Annotated in this window: 16 protein-coding genes and 1 pseudogene; 1 reads left to right on the top strand and 16 read right to left on the bottom strand. The window is 60.8% G+C overall.

Features of this window, described 5'->3' with window-relative positions; all coding sequences use genetic code 11:
* Nucleotides 1-37: 37 nt before the first annotated feature.
* From M516_RS0115935 to M516_RS0115885, 11 genes are all read right to left on the bottom strand, one after another.
* A complete protein-coding gene (locus tag M516_RS0115935; protein ID WP_029099999.1) occupies nt 38-2419 on the bottom strand; it encodes a sugar phosphate nucleotidyltransferase in 2382 nt (793 codons plus the stop codon).
* Between the two features lie 19 nt (nt 2420-2438).
* The gene (locus M516_RS0115930; RefSeq protein WP_029099998.1) at nt 2439-5285 is read right to left on the bottom strand and encodes a 1,4-alpha-glucan branching protein domain-containing protein; all 2847 of its coding nucleotides are present in this window, start codon (nt 5283-5285) and stop codon (nt 2439-2441) included.
* 14 nt (nt 5286-5299) lie between these two features.
* Nucleotides 5300-5944, bottom strand: coding sequence for a DUF4912 domain-containing protein (locus M516_RS0115925; protein ID WP_029099997.1), 645 nt, complete (start codon nt 5942-5944; stop codon nt 5300-5302).
* Nucleotides 5945-6228: 284 nt separating this feature from the next.
* A complete protein-coding gene (locus M516_RS0115920; protein ID WP_029099996.1) occupies nt 6229-6798 on the bottom strand; it encodes a manganese catalase family protein in 570 nt (189 codons plus the stop codon).
* A gap of 21 nt (nt 6799-6819) precedes the next feature.
* Nucleotides 6820-7089 carry a spore coat protein CotJB gene (locus M516_RS0115915; protein ID WP_029099995.1) on the bottom strand — a complete coding sequence of 90 codons (270 nt, stop codon included), beginning with the start codon at nt 7087-7089 and terminating at the stop codon, nt 6820-6822.
* Nucleotides 7086-7310 carry a spore coat associated protein CotJA gene (locus M516_RS0115910; protein WP_029099994.1) on the bottom strand — a complete coding sequence of 75 codons (225 nt, stop codon included), beginning with the start codon at nt 7308-7310 and terminating at the stop codon, nt 7086-7088. Before M516_RS0115910 ends, M516_RS0115915 begins: the two co-directional genes overlap by 4 nt.
* 125 nt (nt 7311-7435) lie before the next feature.
* Nucleotides 7436-8233: a DUF4247 domain-containing protein gene (locus tag M516_RS0115905; protein ID WP_029099993.1), complete on the bottom strand. Its 798-nt coding sequence runs from the start codon at nt 8231-8233 to the stop codon at nt 7436-7438.
* 12 nt (nt 8234-8245) lie between these two features.
* Nucleotides 8246-8752 (bottom strand): DUF4178 domain-containing protein, encoded by a 507-nt coding sequence (locus M516_RS0115900; RefSeq protein WP_029099992.1) that lies wholly within the window; start codon nt 8750-8752, stop codon nt 8246-8248.
* Nucleotides 8753-8773: 21 nt separating this feature from the next.
* Entirely contained in the window at nt 8774-9178 is a 405-nt protein-coding gene (locus M516_RS0115895; RefSeq protein WP_029099991.1) for a DUF350 domain-containing protein, read from the bottom strand.
* 80 nt (nt 9179-9258) lie between these two features.
* On the bottom strand, nt 9259-9924 hold the full coding sequence (locus M516_RS0115890) for a PspA/IM30 family protein (protein ID WP_029099990.1): 666 nt from the start codon (nt 9922-9924) through the stop codon (nt 9259-9261).
* A 90-nt stretch (nt 9925-10014) separates the two neighbouring features.
* Nucleotides 10015-12219 (bottom strand): DNA topoisomerase III, encoded by a 2205-nt coding sequence (locus M516_RS0115885; RefSeq protein ID WP_029099989.1) that lies wholly within the window; start codon nt 12217-12219, stop codon nt 10015-10017.
* A 288-nt stretch (nt 12220-12507) separates the two neighbouring features.
* Between M516_RS0115885 and M516_RS24875 the strand changes: the two genes are divergently transcribed.
* Entirely contained in the window at nt 12508-12603 is a 96-nt protein-coding gene (locus M516_RS24875) for a YjcZ family sporulation protein (RefSeq protein WP_029099988.1), read from the top strand.
* Between the two features lie 88 nt (nt 12604-12691).
* On the opposite strand, the gene M516_RS0115875 is transcribed toward M516_RS24875, so the two are convergent.
* The 5 genes and pseudogenes from M516_RS0115875 to M516_RS0115850 all read right to left on the bottom strand — a co-directional run bounded on the left by M516_RS0115875 (nt 12692) and on the right by M516_RS0115850 (nt 15745).
* A complete protein-coding gene (locus tag M516_RS0115875) occupies nt 12692-13159 on the bottom strand; it encodes a CBO0543 family protein (protein WP_029099987.1) in 468 nt (155 codons plus the stop codon).
* Nucleotides 13089-13295, bottom strand: a complete 207-nt coding sequence (locus M516_RS26350) for a DUF2515 family protein (RefSeq protein ID WP_081656569.1) — start codon at nt 13293-13295, stop codon at nt 13089-13091. Before M516_RS26350 ends, M516_RS0115875 begins: the two co-directional genes overlap by 71 nt.
* Nucleotides 13256-13617: pseudogene (locus M516_RS26345) on the bottom strand (DUF2515 family protein). The gene M516_RS26350 and the pseudogene M516_RS26345 overlap by 40 nt, the downstream one beginning before the upstream one ends.
* A gap of 283 nt (nt 13618-13900) precedes the next feature.
* Nucleotides 13901-14029, bottom strand: coding sequence for a hypothetical protein (locus M516_RS26170; RefSeq protein WP_271140088.1), 129 nt, complete (start codon nt 14027-14029; stop codon nt 13901-13903).
* Between the two features lie 87 nt (nt 14030-14116).
* Nucleotides 14117-15745, bottom strand: coding sequence for a 2-hydroxyglutaryl-CoA dehydratase (locus tag M516_RS0115850; protein ID WP_029099985.1), 1629 nt, complete (start codon nt 15743-15745; stop codon nt 14117-14119).
* Nucleotide 15746: the final 1 nt, after the last annotated feature.

Here is a 15746-nt window from a genome sequence, read left to right as displayed (position 1 = left end):
AAACTTCACGAGAAGGCTCCCGAAAGCGGAACGCGCGTTATCGGGACTGGAACTCCGCGATCCGCCGGGCGAACGAAGCGGCGAGGGTGGCCGCCGTTTCCGCCGTCACGCCCTGCGAAATGATATTGACGTGGGAATCTTCCGTATCCGGCAGGATCAGCACCCAGCCGTGGGCGTCGTACACCTTGATGCCGTCCACCAACTCCAGCGGCTTGCCTTTGTGTTCCTCCAACATTTTACGCATCACTTTTCCCTTCCATGCCCACGGACAAAACACCGTCGTTTTGTCCATGTGGCATGCCGGGAGCTGAGCGGCCAACCGGCTGAGCGGCTGCTCTTCCCGGGACAGGTACGCGAGGATGCCGACCAGGCTGAAGACCGCGTCAAACAGCGGATGGAACCGCTCGTCCGGCGATACCTCCATCATCGCGCGCGGCGACAGCTTGGTGCGGACCACGTCCACCTGCATCAGCCGGGCCAGGTGCTCCACCTCTTCCGGCGCGCTGACCGGCAGGCCGATCTGCCGCCGATGCCCCCGGCATGCGAGGAGCTGCAGCGCCAGAAGCTGTTCCGGCGAAAGCCGCTCCCCTGTTTCCGTGAACAGCTCGAACTGCTCGCCGTTTTTGTGCAGGCGGACTGCCAGATCGACACCGTGCCTGCCGACCCCTTCCGCGACGGCGCCGTACACGGCGGTCACGCCCAGCGCGCAAAACAGCGGAGCCAGAAACGCCGGCAGGAAGCGGGTCTCGCACTCGACCAGCAGTTTGAACCCCCGGCGCTGAATCGGCGCCGCGTCGATCTGCTCCAGGAGCTCCCGCGTGTAGGCCTCCTGCACCTGGTGCTCCACGTGCAGTTCGCCCAGGTGGTGAAGCGAACGGACATACGTCTCCTGCCAGTAGGCGGTTTCGATTTTCCGCTCCCAATCGCGGGAGACCGGCAGCCCCAGGTGGTCGACGAACTGGATCACCACCTGTTTCTCCTCGGCCGGTTCGGCCATGTGGATGTGGATCCCGCCCTGGCATTGGAACCGGCGGACGCCGTACCGGTTTACCGGCGCGATGCAGATGCCGATGTCGATCGTGTGGATCCCGGACGAGCAGAGACTGGTCATGATGCTGTGCTTGAGCAGTTGGGCAAACGGATGGGCGCAGGCGGACAGGGCGATCCGGCTGCCCGGTTTGAGCAGATAGGCGTATGCGGCAGCCAGCCGGGTCACGAATTCCGGCGTGATCTCCACATTGCCCAGCCCTTTGATGCCGTGGCTGCCGAACAGGTGTTTCGACTGCTTCGCCCCGTAGATGAGTGACGTGTGCACGTTGGCGCTTTCCCCGATTTCCTTGTGGGGCCAGATCTTCACCCCGTCTTTTACCACCGCCTTGGCGCCGATCCGGCAGTGGTTGCCGATGACCGCGCCCTCGCCCAGCAGGACGCACGGACCGACGCTCACGTTGCGGCCCAGTGTGGCGCCCGTCAGTTCCGCCCGCTGGCCGACGAAGGCGTTTTCCCACAAAATCGACTGCCCCAGCCTCGTCCCGGCGGAAATGACCGAATGGCTGCCCAGCACGGAGTAGGCGCCGACCGACACACCCGTCTGCAGATGGACGTTTTCCCCGATGTACACAGGCCCTTCCAGCCGCACCGACGAATCAATCCGCACGTGGTTTTCGAGGAAGATGCGAGGGGCGATCTCGCGCGCGTCAATCTCCACCCGCACCCGTCCGTCCAGCATGTCAGCCTGTGCCTGCCGGTACACCTCCAGCGACCCGATATCCGACCAGTAGCCCTCCGCCGTGTGGCCGAACAGCGGCAGACCCGCGTCCAAAAAGGCGGGAAACAGCTCTCTGCTGAAATCCACTTCCCTCTCTTCCTCTATATAGGAAAGCACCTCGGGTTCAAAGACGTACATGCCGGTGTTGACCGTATCGCTGAACACTTCGGCCCAACTCGGCTTTTCCAGGAACCGGGCGATTCGTCCGCTCTCATCCGTCATGACGACGCCGAATTCCAGCGGCGTCTCCACTCTGGTCAGGATCAGCGTGGCCAGGGCGCCGTTTCGCTCGTGAAAGCGGACAGCTTCCGTCAAATCGATGTCCGTCAAGGTGTCTCCGCTGATCACAAGGAACCGGTCATCCAGGAAATCGGCGCAGTTCTTTACGCTGCCCGCCGTACCCAATGGCGTCGATTCTTCGAAATAGGTAAGCGAGACGCCGAAGCGCGAACCGTCGCCAAAGTAGCTGCGGATGGCATCGGGGAGGTACTGCAGCGTGACCGCGATGTCCGTAATCCCGTGGCGTTTCAGCAGGTGGATCGTGTATTCCATGCAGGGCCGGTTTAACAGCGGCACCATCGGTTTGGGCGTATGGACCGTCAACGGGCGCAGGCGGGTTCCCTTGCCGCCAGCCATGATCACTGCTTTCATCAACCGTTCCTCCTCTCGGTCAGATCGAAGTTGCCAAGGCTGAACCCAACGAACGATACAAATCCAGCGTCTGAAGCGCCAACCGGTTCCATTCGTATTGACGCAGGATGTCCTCCCGCGCCAGGCGGACCAGCCGCCCGCGTTCATCGGGGCGGTGCAGGAGCCAGCACAACTGATCGGCGAGCGAATCGGCGTTGCCGGTGTAAAAGGTGAGCCCGTTCTCGCCGTGGCGGACGATTTCCCGCAAGCCTCCCGTATCGGCCGCGATCACCGGCGTCCCCAGCGACATGGCCTCCAGCGCCACGATCCCGAACGGCTCGTACAAGCTGGGAAAAACGGCTGCGGCAGCCAGCCGGAAGAGCAGATTGCGGCGGACGTCGTCGACGAAGCCGAGAAACCGGACGCGAGACGACAGCCCCCGCTGCTCCGCCGTCTGCCGCCACTCTTCCAGCATCGGCCCTTTTCCCGCCAGGACGAAGACGGCTTCCGGATGATCGTGCAGAACGCGAGGGGCCGCCTCCAGCAGCAGGTGAACCCCTTTTTCCCGCACCATCCGGCCGACAAACATGATCACCGGTCCCGTTCCCAGCCCCAGTTCCTCCCGCACGCCGCGCATCCGCTCCTCTTCATCCGCTGTCGCGGCCGGCGGGCATTCGACACCGTTGGGGATCACGTCGATACGCTCTTGCGGTACGCCAAACAGCCTGTTTACCTCCCCGGCCATGTAGCGGCTGCACACGATGAGGCGGTCGGATGCGGCGGAGAGGTTCTCTTCCCGCTCGTGAATCCGCTGCTGCAGCGGGGTGTGAATCCCTTGGTGACGGCCGTGCTCCAGCGCGTGGATCGTCGTCACCAACGGCAGCTCAAAGCGCTGTTTCAGCTCCAGCGCGGCCCATCCGACCATCCAGTCGTGCGCGTGGATGAGATCGGGCCGAAAGCCCTGCCGCACCAACCGTTCCGCCGCGTCCGTCATGGCCAGGTTGAGCTGAAATACCCAGTCGAGAAAATCGCTCTGCTCTCCTGGAACGTAGGTGTTGAGCCGATGGACACGCACCCCGTCCACCAGCTCCGTCTGCGCGGCCGTGCACGGTGCGGCTGTCAGCACGTGCACCTCCACGTGCTGCCTCGCCAGATGGCGGGCCAGATCGTACACGGCCCGGCCCAGTCCGCCGACGACGCGGGGCGGAAACTCCCAGCTCAGCATCAGCACCCGCAGCCCTTCTTCACGCTCCTTGCCGGCGGCGACATATTGACGCGATACGTTCACTCTATGCGAACCTGCCGGCAAATAGTACCGTAGGTCCACAGCGGGGAAGAGCGGATACGCCCGCTCTCTTGCGGCCAGACGTTCGGGATCGATCGTCCCCGCCCGAATCTGCTCCATCAGCTCGCGAAAGCAGGCCAGATGGTCGTGGGTGCGGCGGACGGCGTAGTCCACCACTGTCTGTCCGTCCATGATAAACGCCCAGTCGCTGCTCTGCGCCAGCATCAGCTCCCGGGCCGCCTGCTGCAGTCCGCGCCGCAGCAGCGGACGGGCCTCATGATCGTCGTGGGTCTCTTCCACCAGTTCGATCAGCTCCCGCTCGGCCTGGTGCAGGTGGCGGTAGATCCAGCCGTTTTGCTCGTTGAGCCAGACTTCGCCGTAGCCGTTTCGCCCCCAGGACGACATCGGCAGACGGCCGCGGTCGATCTGGGGATAGTCGTCCAGGTAGGCGGACGGCGTGGTCAGGCTGATCACCTGTGAATCGCAGGCCGTCTTGCGCAGCAGAAAATCGAGGAATTGCGGCCCTTCGTACCACCAGTGGCCGAACAGTTCGGCGTCGTACGTGGCCGTGATCAACGGAGGGCGATCCAGCCATTCGGCTGCCTGCACCGCCTGCGCCTCCCGGCTGGCAAGGAAATGACCGGCGTGAACGGCCGCCTTCTCCCTCGCCCGGTCGGGATCGTAAATGGCTTTCGGCACGCCCCGCCCGGTGATCCGGTGGTACTTGAGGCCTGTATGTACGCGGATTCCCTCGGGATGAACGTACGGAGCGATGTACGCCCAGTCCAGGTCAAACCCGATGTCCCGGTAATATTCCCGGTAATCGTAATCCCCGGGATAGCCGATGACGGAGCTCCACACCTGACGCGATGCCTCTTCATCGCGCGGAAAGGCGGCCACGTCGTACGGAGTCAAAAGCGGCGCGAACAGCCCCCGCCGCGGCTGGGGGGTGGCGTGGCGAACCGTGTGGCTGTCGGTGAAAAAATAGCGGATGCCCGCTTCTTTCAGCAGGCGGTCCAGCCCCGGGGTATAGCCGCACTCAGGCAGCCAGATTCCCGCGGGACGGCGGCCGAGAATGCGCTCATGCGTATCAATCCCCACCATGAGCTGGGCCCGGATCGCCTCTTCCGTCTCCACAAAGGGGAGAAACGCGTGAGTCGCGGCGCAGGTGATCAGCTCCGCGAAGCCGCTATCCTGCAGCCGTTTCAAGGCGGGAATCAGCGCATAATCCCACTTGCGGCAGTACGCGGCGATCTCCCGAAAGCGCCGCAGATACATCTTCGCCACGCGGTGCTCCTCCGGGCTACCGCTCGTCCGCCTGCATTCCTTTCCGGCCAACTCGACCGTTTTGGCGAGGTGGCGCTGGAACCTCTCCCGGATCAACGGATCGTCAAGCATGGACAGCAGCGGGGGCGAAACGGCCAGCGTGATGCGAAACGGGATGCTGTCCGCGAGCAGTTTGTCAAACACCAGCAAGAGCGGGATGTACGACTCGAGCATGGCCTCGTACACCCAGCGCTCTTCCAGACGATCGTCCCGCTCGCCATCCCGCACGTAAGGCAGATGGGCGTGCAGCACGAGGGAGAGATAACCGTTTGACACCACAGACACCTCGCTCATTTTGACGTTTTGGGATAGAGGGAATAGGAGGAAAAGTTCTCAAACCAGGCAGGCACACGCGTGTCAGCGGCCGTTTCCACCAACGGCTCGCCCCAGGCTGCCGGGTGATTGCGCGGTGTCGCCGCCGGCTCCGAGCGCAGGATCGGATAGAAGCGCTCGCGGTGGAACAGACCGAAGTCGGCGATGTAGGTCCTCCCCGGCTGGACGTCATGCACGAACCAGGAGTGGGCGCCGTCCGACACGGTCACGTCCCGGTGGCCATGAGCGTTGGTGCCGTCAAACAAGCGGTCGGTCACGTCGTAGAGACGCAGCCCCTTGTCGATCTGCCGGTAATCTGCCTGCAGGTAGGAAGCGACCATCCGCATGCGCGGCCAGGTGATCTCCCAATAGACGAACAGCACCGTCGGCCCCTGCACCATCAGTTTGACGACATCCCGCCCGTAAAACGGCGGCAGCCGCCACGCGTCGTCCGGTCGGTTCTGCGACGGAGCGGCATTCCGGCTGGCGGCAGGTTCGGCCTCGGAGCGCGATCTGCCCTTCTGCAACCGGTATTTCACCTGGCCCACGGTCAGCCCGCATTCTTTGGCGATTTGCGCGATGGACATGGACTGCGATCGAAGCTGTAAGATTCGTTCCAACATCGTTGAACGCTCCTTTCTGCCGGTATTCCTCCAAGCCCGTGACAGGCGGAGGCGACGGATCATTTGCCAACAATGCCATCATAGCCAAAACCGCCCATCAAAGACTGTCGAACGATGTGTGCACATCCCTTCTTCTTTTGTCGAGTCCCCGACAGTTTTTCGTCATGGGAACACACTAGCCGCGGGGCGGCGGGACATCCGTGGAATCGCTGGGGGCCAGTCCCGTCTTCCCCGGGAAATGCGGCCAGAAAAAAACCACCTGTACAGGTGGATCAGACGGTGAATCAGAAAAATTTTTTTCTTTCCTGCTCTTCTTTCAACAATTCCACTGCTTCGCGAAATCTCAGCGAGTGGACGATTTCCCGTTCGCGGAGGAATTTGAGGCCGTCCTTCAGGTCGGGATCGTCCGTCATGTCAATCAGCCATTGATAGGTGGCTCTCGCCTTTTCCTCGGCGGCAATGTCTTCGTACAGGTCGGCGATCGGGTCGCCCTTGGCCTGGATGTACGCCGCCGTCCAGGGGACGCCGGCGGCATTGTTGTAAAACAGCGCCCTGTCGTGATTGGCGTAGTGGGCGCCGAGGCCGGCTTCCTCCAACTGCTCGACCGTGGCGTCTTTCGTCAATTTGTACACCATGGTGGCAATCATTTCCAGATGAGCAAACTCCTCTGTCCCGATATCCGTCAGCAAACCGATCACCTTGTCGGGGATGGAGTACCGCTGGTTCAGGTAGCGGAGCGCCGCCGCCAGTTCCCCGTCGGCTCCGCCGTACTGCTCGATCAGGAACTTCGCCATGCGCGGGTCGCATTTGCTCACGCGTACGGGGTACTGCAGTTTCTTCTCATAAATCCACACGTTCGGTTCTCCTCCTCATCCTCATACCTGCCACGGCCACGGCGATTCGGGCCACTGCCAGGGATATCCGGAATAGCTGTGTCCGTATTGCAGAAGCGGCCCGTAGTGAGCCTCGAACTCGCACGCCACCTGCCAGCGTCTGCCGGAGTACTCGTTGAACTGCTGGATCGCATTCATGTCGTCACGGTGGGTGTTCAGGTACAGCGACAGCTCCACCAGCACGAAATCGAGCGACTGCAGCTCATGCATAAGCTGGTAGTAGCGTTCGTCCACTTGTTTGTGGTCGCTCACTTCCGTTCCCTCCCTTTCCTGTCCCGTCCCTCGTACGGACTGTACAGTGCCGGCCAGAGCACGCCGTGGCGCAGGGCTTCGGGAGCAGAAAACTGCGGCAAACCGGGGGGCTGGAATTGGATGAACAGGTTGGGGGGTACCACATATGTCTTCACCCGCATCGGCGGACACGGATCAAACGGGCTGACATACGGATAATACACTCTCGTCTGCGAATGCAACGAAGGCGACCTCCTTGTGTAGGTGTTTGACTAACCAGTATCACTGTATGACACTCACCTACCTGCGGTGTTGGGCGGACGCCCGTTTGTGGCCGACAAGAAAAGAACCCGCTGTGATCAGCGGGTTATCGTCGTTTCGTGATTCGGCCGAAGCCTCCGACCTTCGTGCGCGGAGGCGATTTGCTTCGGGGTGAGGAGAAGATCGAGGATCCCCATGAGGAGGAAGAATCGGAGATCGTCGCGTCCTTGTCAGATTTTCGGATAATCCGTCCGACCCGCCCGGCCGGTTCCGTGGACGGCTCCGCCTGTTTTTTGGTGATGCTGCCGTCCGCGCCGATTACAGAACCCCGATCGACCGGCTTGTCGCTCCGCTTGATGAGGCTCCCCGTTCCCTGCTTGGTGACGGGAGGAGCCGCCTTTTTCTCCTGCTGGGTGGGGATGTGGTACGTCCCCACTGGTTTGTAGATGTCTCTCGTGGTATACCCGCGATATGAGCCGGGGGCATGTTTGTGCGCGTCAAAGAGGTCATCCAGCAGGCTGGCCAGGATGTACCCCTCCAGAAACGACGGATCGTAATTTTGCCGGACAAACTCCTTGCTGTCCACTTCGATGAGCGTGTCCGAAGGTTTCTTCTCATCCTGCTGCAGGTGGTACCATTCATCCGGATAGATGAGAAACATGTGTTTCTCGTCTTCCTTGGAGATCTCGTCCGGCTCTCGCTGCTCTGCCAGTTCGCGGGCCACTTCCGGCACCGTCTTGTTTTCGGCGCGGTAGACGCGGGAATACTGCCCGTCGTCCTTGGAGATCACCGATTCCAGCGGATAACTGGAACCGGCCGCCGGTGTCCCGCAGCCGGCCAGGGCCAAGAGCAAGAGCGCTGGCACCAGGAGGATCGTGACCGCTCGAAACAGCCGCTGTTCCATCCTCATCCCTCCCTACGTTCCGCGCAAGACCTGCACGTCAGCCGGGAGGACAAACTCTCCCTCGTACAGCATGAAACGACCGTCCTGCCATTCGATCCGCAGCAGATGGCGCTGGTCGGATTGAAACTGCCAGATGTGCTGCTCTCCTGACGAAGGGAACGGGGTTTTGCCCTGGGCCGTCACGTGACCGGTGTAGTGTTCCTCCAGATGATAGGCGACCCCGTCCATTTCAATGGTGGTCGGGACCGCATCGACGGAATCCAACCGGCCGTCAATGGCGCTGTAGAGCTGGTACACCACCTGTTCCCGCTCTTCGATGTGGAGATAGCGAATCTGATGGCCGTCCTGCAGGGTCAGCATCACGGCGTTTCGACTGACGTTCCGGGTCCTGCCCGTCACCTGGTAGGTGACCAGGGAAACCTCCACCACATCTCCCGGCCCCACGGTGAGGATGCCGGGCTCTACCCGCGGCGGCTCATGCTTGGCAAAGAGATGGTGGATTCGCTTGAACAAACTCATGGATGCGCTCCTTTCCCCGCACTACAGACAAGCGGCTAAAATCATTGCGCCGACGATGTGGAAAGAGCCGGCCAACAGTGCGTACGCGACTTTACCCTGCCGCGTTCCCTCGTCCAGATCAAGCGACGCGGCCATTTTCAACAGCCGTTCGACAATCCATTCCAGCATGAACAATATGACAAATGAAACCACAGACACCAACAGGGCAATAAACAGATCGTTGGAAGTGGCAATCGACCGGGACAAAATATAGCCCTGGGCAAACAGCTTCATGATGAAACGAGTCGTTACCGCCACGTTCCCGTTCTTCATTTCCGTAATGTCCTTGTATTTGGTGAACAAACTGTCCACCCACATGAGCACAAACAAGAGAATGGCACCGGCCCCGGTCCACACCAGCATGGCCAGCACTTCAAACCACGACAAAGGTCATCCCTCCACAGCGTTCAATATTTACTTGCGGCAGTTCGCGGAATCAGAGAAAAAGGGGAACCGCCTAGAGCGGTTTACCCCTCGTATTTTTTCAGCAGGGCCGCCAGTTCGTCTTCAATTTCCTGATCCCGGTTCAACTTGGCGATTTCCTCGTCCAGCGATGTTTCTTTTTTGTACACGTCGCCGCTGGCCTCCGCTTCCGCTTCGAGCTGCAGCGCCTTCTCTTCCATGCGCTTCAACCCCGCCATCGCCGTATTTGCGTCGAACCCGGTCATCGCCTTGTTGATGTTTTTCTGGGCCTTGGCGGCGTTGACGCGGGCGACCAGGGTCTCCCGTTTGTGTTTCAGCTCGTTGATCTGCTTGCGCATTTCCGCCAGCTTCTCGCGCAGGTTGTCGGCCGCCCGTTTATTCTGCTCGTAGCTCGCCTTGTACTCCTCCATCTTCTGCTGAGCCGCTTTCTTTTCTTCCAGGGCGCGGCGGGCGAGATCGACGTTCTTCGCCTGCGCGGCCAGATGGGCCTGCTCGTCGCGCTTCTTGACGAGGGCTTCCTGCTCCTCGTACAGCAGCTTGAATTTTTTCTCCAGCGCAATCTGGGCGGCGACGGCTTTTTCCGCCTCTTCCAGATCCTCCTGCATGTCGCGCAGGTACTGGTCCGTCATTTTGATGGGGTCTTCCGCTTTTTCAATCAAAGCAAACAGATTGGCCATGGTCAGGTCTCGCAGACGTTTGAAAAAGGACATGACTTTTTTCCTCCTTGGGTAAGGGATCGTCAGCGCACGTGCGGCTGCGCTTCTCTATAACGTATCTACGAAAAAAGAGACGTCCCGGTTTCACCGGGACGCCTTCCTTTTGCGTATGTCGCCCGCACGCACCTCCTTGCTGCCGGCTTCCTGCTGCAAGCGCACCTTCCGTTCCCGGTCGTCCCACAGCAGATAGGCGTCGAAGCGCTCCTCTCCCTTTTGAAATCCTTTGATCGTATTGCTCCTGCCCGTCTCCATCAGCCGTTTGACGTTGGCGGCGGTGATTTTCTTGCCCAAAATGGTCTTGGACAGCGTCACGCCGCACCCGGTTTTGCGGTAGTTGGCGCAGCCGTAAAAATCCCCCTTGTCCACCAGATCGCCGCCGCAGGCGCGGCAGACAGCCACCTTTTTGCCCAGGCTGAACCGGGAGGCCTGCTTCGGCATCGCCGCCACGTCGTATCCGTCCAGATTCCAGCTTCGCGCCTGCTCCACCGCATCCTGCACGATCTTGCGGGACAGCTTTTTCACCTGCTCCATGAACGCCTGTGGCGAGGCCAATCCCTGCCCGATCTCCGCCAGACGCTGCTCCCACCGGGCCGTCATTTCCGGCGAGGCCAGGATCTTGTCACCGATCAGGTCGATCAAGAGCATGCCCTTGGGGGTGGCGTACACCTGGTTCCGCTTGACCTCGATGTACTTTCGCTGCTTCAGCGTGGCGATGATGGCGGCGCGGGTCGCTTCGGTGCCCAGCCCTTCCGTCTTCATCAGCACCTTCTCCAGTTCTTCGTTGTCCAGATGCTTGCCCGCCGTCTTCATCAGCGTGATCAGTTGGCCTTCGGTGTAGCGCTTGGGCGGCTGCGTCCTGCTCTCCTTGACGTTCGCCTTGTGCACCCGGCCCTCTTCTCCCTCAGCCAGCGGCGGCAGTACCGGTTCGTCTTCCTCCTTCTCCTCGTCGAACAGCACCGACCGCCATCCGGCCCTGAGCTGCACCTTTCCCTTGCTGACAAATGCGGCCCGGCCGTCCACCAGCGTGACCACCGTGGTGTAATCAAACAGCGCGCTCTCGTAATGGGCGGCGATCAGCCGGCGGGCCACCAGGTCGTAGATTTTCCGCTCGTCATCCCCCAGCTTGGCCACGGTGGGCACCTGCTCCGTCGGGATAATCGCGTAGTGGTCCGTCACCTTTTTTTGGTTGACGTAGCGCCGATCCTGGGCGATCGAGGCTTTCGGAGCGGGAAAAAAGCCGCGGTACTCCGGCTGCCTGGCCAGCCTGGAGAGGATGTCGGGGAACGCCCGCGCCTCCTCGGCCGTCACAAAGGCGGAATCAGAGCGGGGATAGGAGAGATACCCCTTGACGTACAGCTTTTGCGCCACGTCCAGCGTCTTTTGCGGCGAAAACTTGTACAGCTTGTTGGCGGCCGCCTGCAGGGCGGAGAGGTTGAACAGGTACGGGGGCAGGAACTCTTTTCGCTCCGTCTTCACCTCCGACACGCGCGCCGGTTTCTCGCGGCAAAACGCGGCGATCCGCTCCGCCAGCTCGGGGTCGTTGATCCGCGACTGCCCGTCCTTGTGCCAGACGCCTTCATACCGTTTGCCGTCCACGTCGAAGGATGCCTTCACCTCCCAGAACGGTTCCGGCTTAAACGATGCGATTTCCTTTTCCCGCTTCACCACCAGCGCCAGGGTCGGGGTCTGCACCCGGCCGGCGGAGAACACGTCGCTGATCCCTTTTTCTTTCAGCAAAACGGTGTAGACGCGGGAGGCGTTCATGCCCACCAGCCAGTCGGCGCAGGCCCGGCTGTACGCCTCGTGGTACAGGCTGCGCGTCTGCTCCTCCTGCAGCAGCGATTCGAAGCCGGCGACGACGGCCCGCTCCGTCAGCGACGAGATCCACAGCCGCTTCATCGGCTTGCGAACCCCGCTCATCTCCACGATCGTCCGGACGATCAGCTCCCCTTCCCGTCCGGCGTCGCCCGCGTGGATGATCTCGGTCACATCGGGCCGCCGGAGAAGCTGCTTGATCACGCCGAACTGCTTGGCCTTGCCCTTTATCACCTGATGGCGAAACGATTCCGGAATGATCGGCAGCGTCTCCACCGTCCACTTTTTCCACGCGGGGTTGTACGCTTCCGGCGGCACCAGCTCGCACACGTGACCGACCGCCCAGGTGATGAACGCCCCCCGGGGAAACAGCCGGTTCGGCTGGATTTCCACATAGCCCTGCTTTTTTTTATGCACGAACGGACTGGCCAGCTTGAGCGCCTGGTCCGGTTTTTCGGCGATGATGACTTTCATGCGCGGCATTCTCCCCATCCGTCTGGAAACATTTGTTCTGACGTCTATTGTACTACAAGTCCGCGGACCTGTCCCGGCCTGTCCATCCGTTCCCCAAACCGGGGTACTTCCTCGTCGGCACCGGCCGTCTTCCGCTTTCCGGAAACACCACGCGGAACACGCGGCGATCAAGCAGGAAACAGCACCGGGATTTTGCCTCGGGCGTGCCGGCCAACATTGGGCGAGCGTACAGGCAAAACCCACAGGACACACATACAGTATGACTAATCGCGGAAAGGAGGCGAAGCGATGAGCAGTATCTTCAACAGTTGTGGACTGGACGAATTCGGTCTGGTACTGGTGCTGTTTGTCCTGTTGGTGATCGTGGGCTGCAGCTGCAATTGACGAGGACTAAGCGGAGAAGACAGATCCATGCAAAGGGAGAATTCGGGGGCGTTCTCCCCTTGCATGTTCTCCGCCCTTTTTGCAGGCATCACGCACGGAAGCGCAGCCATCGATGAAATGTCCACATCAGCCAGAGAAAGCCGAAATAACCGAAAACGGTATACAGATGGCGCCAGTCTTCACGATGGCCAAACCATCCCGCCTTCTCGGACAAGGGTTCGGCCAGCGCCATCGCCAGGCTCAGCACCGTGATGAACGCGGCGCGGCCGAGAGCGGGCATCCGTTCGGCCCAGAACAGAAACCAGGCGGTAAAGAAGGGAAGCAGAATCAACGTATAGGCCACGTTGATGTCAAAGACGCCCGGAAACGGCCGGACGGGAAAGCTGTAGAACCCACCGTTTACGAGGATCAGGTCCAAATAGGTTCCCGCCAAGGAAGCCAGGAGCATTCCCGGCACGTACCTTCTGAGCGAGGCACGGCCGGCGTCAGGCAGGAAAGATCGCTTCCTTGGCGACAATCGCCCGTTCGATTTTCTCCAGCGTTTGACAATAGGCATCCTTCACATCACCGCCCGCCTCTTCGTTTTCATTCAGCAAAAACAGGATGCACCTCGCGTCCGTGCACCAATCCTCCGGTTCCGGCTCCGCATGGGTCACGTCGCCCCAGGCGTGGACGAGCCGGGGACTGTACAACCGTGCGGCGCCCGCCAAAATTCCTCCCACAGCACCTGCATGAAGCGGGAGACGTGCAGGTGCGGCAGCAGGTAAAACAGGTTGGCCTGCCTCTTCACGCTTTCCTCGTACACCAGCATTTGCGGATAGACGCGTGGAAGATCAGCCAGTTTCCCCGCTCCAAAAACGCAAAAAAATCCTCCTGCTCCTTTCGGGAGAGGAGCCGGGACAGCAGTTCCCCCTTGATGTCCGTCATGTTCCACCCCCCGTTTCGGGAGACCATGTGGCCGAGCAGCGCCCAGTGGATTTCGGGATGCCTGAGGTAAAACTGCAAATAGGCCATCGTCCGCGTGACATTGTTGCGATTATGCTGGCGCGTTTGTTCGCGGATGGCGTCCACCAGGGCCTGATCGCGGCCGGACAGCACAGCCAGGCCGCCGGGCTGTTCCGCCGATTTTCGCGTCAGCGCTCGTCTGATTCGCCAGAACGACGGAAACCGGCTCTGCCGACAGCGGGTCCATCGCTCCCTCAGCCATGAGATGCCCATAGACTCCTCTCCTCGCGTTCATCAACATGTATATGATGCCTGTACGCCTCTCCATGATCGCTTCGAGCGATGGGGTACTTCATTTCTTCTTGTCCGTCACTTCCTCGAAGTAGCCGATCAATTGAAGGGCAGCGCCGATCAGCGACAAAACCAGCCCGATTAACTGCAGTTCCTGAGCGGGTGTCGGCCGATTCTCTTTTTCCTTCATGTCTTCCTCCCTCCGGTTTCGTTTTCCATCAGGATATGCAAAAAACGCGCTTCCCGCTGCTTGGCGGAAAACGCGTTTTTCATCATGCTAGACGCTTTGCATCTCCTCTTTGCTACTCCGGACGGACAGCCGGGGGATGCGGCGCAGGCTGTAAACGGCGTTGGCCGCCGTACATGCAACCCGGTGCCGGCTGGTCTTCAGCGGTTTGGCAAAGGCCGGGCGGTCCGTCAGTTTCCGCAGCCCCTCCAGCGTCACCCCCTGTTTCGCAAGAGCTTCCTCGAATTCCTTCTGGGCGGCTTGCTTTGCTTTGAACAGCATCATCTGCACCCTGCTGTAGACGTTGATCGCGCCGTCTCCCGTCGTCTCGATCGGGAGGAAAATGGCATCCGGGTACTTTTCCGTGATCAGCGACTGCACGCCGTCCGATACGCCGGAAGACGGCATGCAGCCGAACGGCTTGACGGAGATCGTCATGTTCACTTTCCGCTTGACCACGTTCAGGATCAGTTTGCCCACTTCCATGTGGCCTTCGCCGCCGCGCAGGTGGTTGTTGTAATGCTGATGAGCAACTCGGGCCACCTCGTCCATGTCCGGCAGATGGTAGCCGGACAAGCCCAACAGCTTCGCGTAGCTGTAAAACATCAAGCGGAGGACGCGGTCGGCCGCCCACAGCATGCGCAGGCGCATGACAGGATTTTTGCCGGCGAGCCCGTAGCGGCCGCCGTCCTCGCCGCGCAGCTTCATGCGCTTCAGCGTGTCGTAGCGCCCTTCCCAGATCAGGTAGAGGATCCAGGCGGTCAGCGATTGCACGTCCACCTCGGCCCCTTCCTTTTCCAGAAAGCGCTGCAGTTGATAGTTGCCGTCCCCCTCCGTCGTCATCGCCCAAAACTCGCCGATGATGCTCACCTTGGGTTTTACCCGCGTCTTGTCCACCCGGATCGCCTGCAGCTCCCTGCGGCATGCCAGCAGGGCGGGAATCAGCCGCCTGCGCTGGCGCAGGGCCTCGTACAGACGATGTTTGCAGCTTTCGAGCGCGGCATCGGTGGCGCCCGGTTCCACCTCGTAGGGACGGATGCGGTAGCCGATGGCGTTCAAAATGTCGCCCAACAGGACCGCTTTCAAGAAGCTGAGGAAAAACGAGGTGTCCAGCTTGAGGGCGGAGTCGTCGCCGGTCGCCTGCTTCAACCCGCTCTGCTGCTGAAACAGGAGCACGCGGAAGCCGTCAAACCCGGCATCGCGCAGCGCCTTGCGATACTCCGTCACATACGTGCCGAAGCGGCAGGGCCCGCACGAACCGCTGGTGATGAACAGGTAGTTCTGGACGATCTCCTCTTTTGATTTGCCCTCCACGTCCCGCAGATGCGTCAAATGCTTGATCAGGTTGCCCACGGTAAAATACGTCGGGTTGCACTGGCCGCGGTTGCCGAACTCCTTGCCAAACCGGAGCGCCTCGTTGTCCGGACAGTCCAGGTGCTTCACGTTGTAGCCCAGCCCGGACAGCGCCCCTTCGACCAGGTAGTCGTGGGCCATGGTCAGTCCGCCGAAGAGGATGGTGGTGCTGGCCTTGTCCTTGGCCAAAAACTGGCGGGGAACCGGATCGAACCACTGCGACCGACTGGCTGTCAATCCCAGCGCCTGTTCCTGCTCCTCCTGAAAACGGCGCAATTCATCGGCAAAAGCGTTCTCGTTAACGGGAATTTCCTTGGTGGTTGACATG

It is taken from the genome of Brevibacillus thermoruber 423, from assembly GCF_000454065.1.
Lineage (GTDB): Bacteria > Bacillota > Bacilli > Brevibacillales > Brevibacillaceae > Brevibacillus > Brevibacillus thermoruber.
This window is presented reverse-complemented; position numbering and strand designations above follow the sequence as displayed.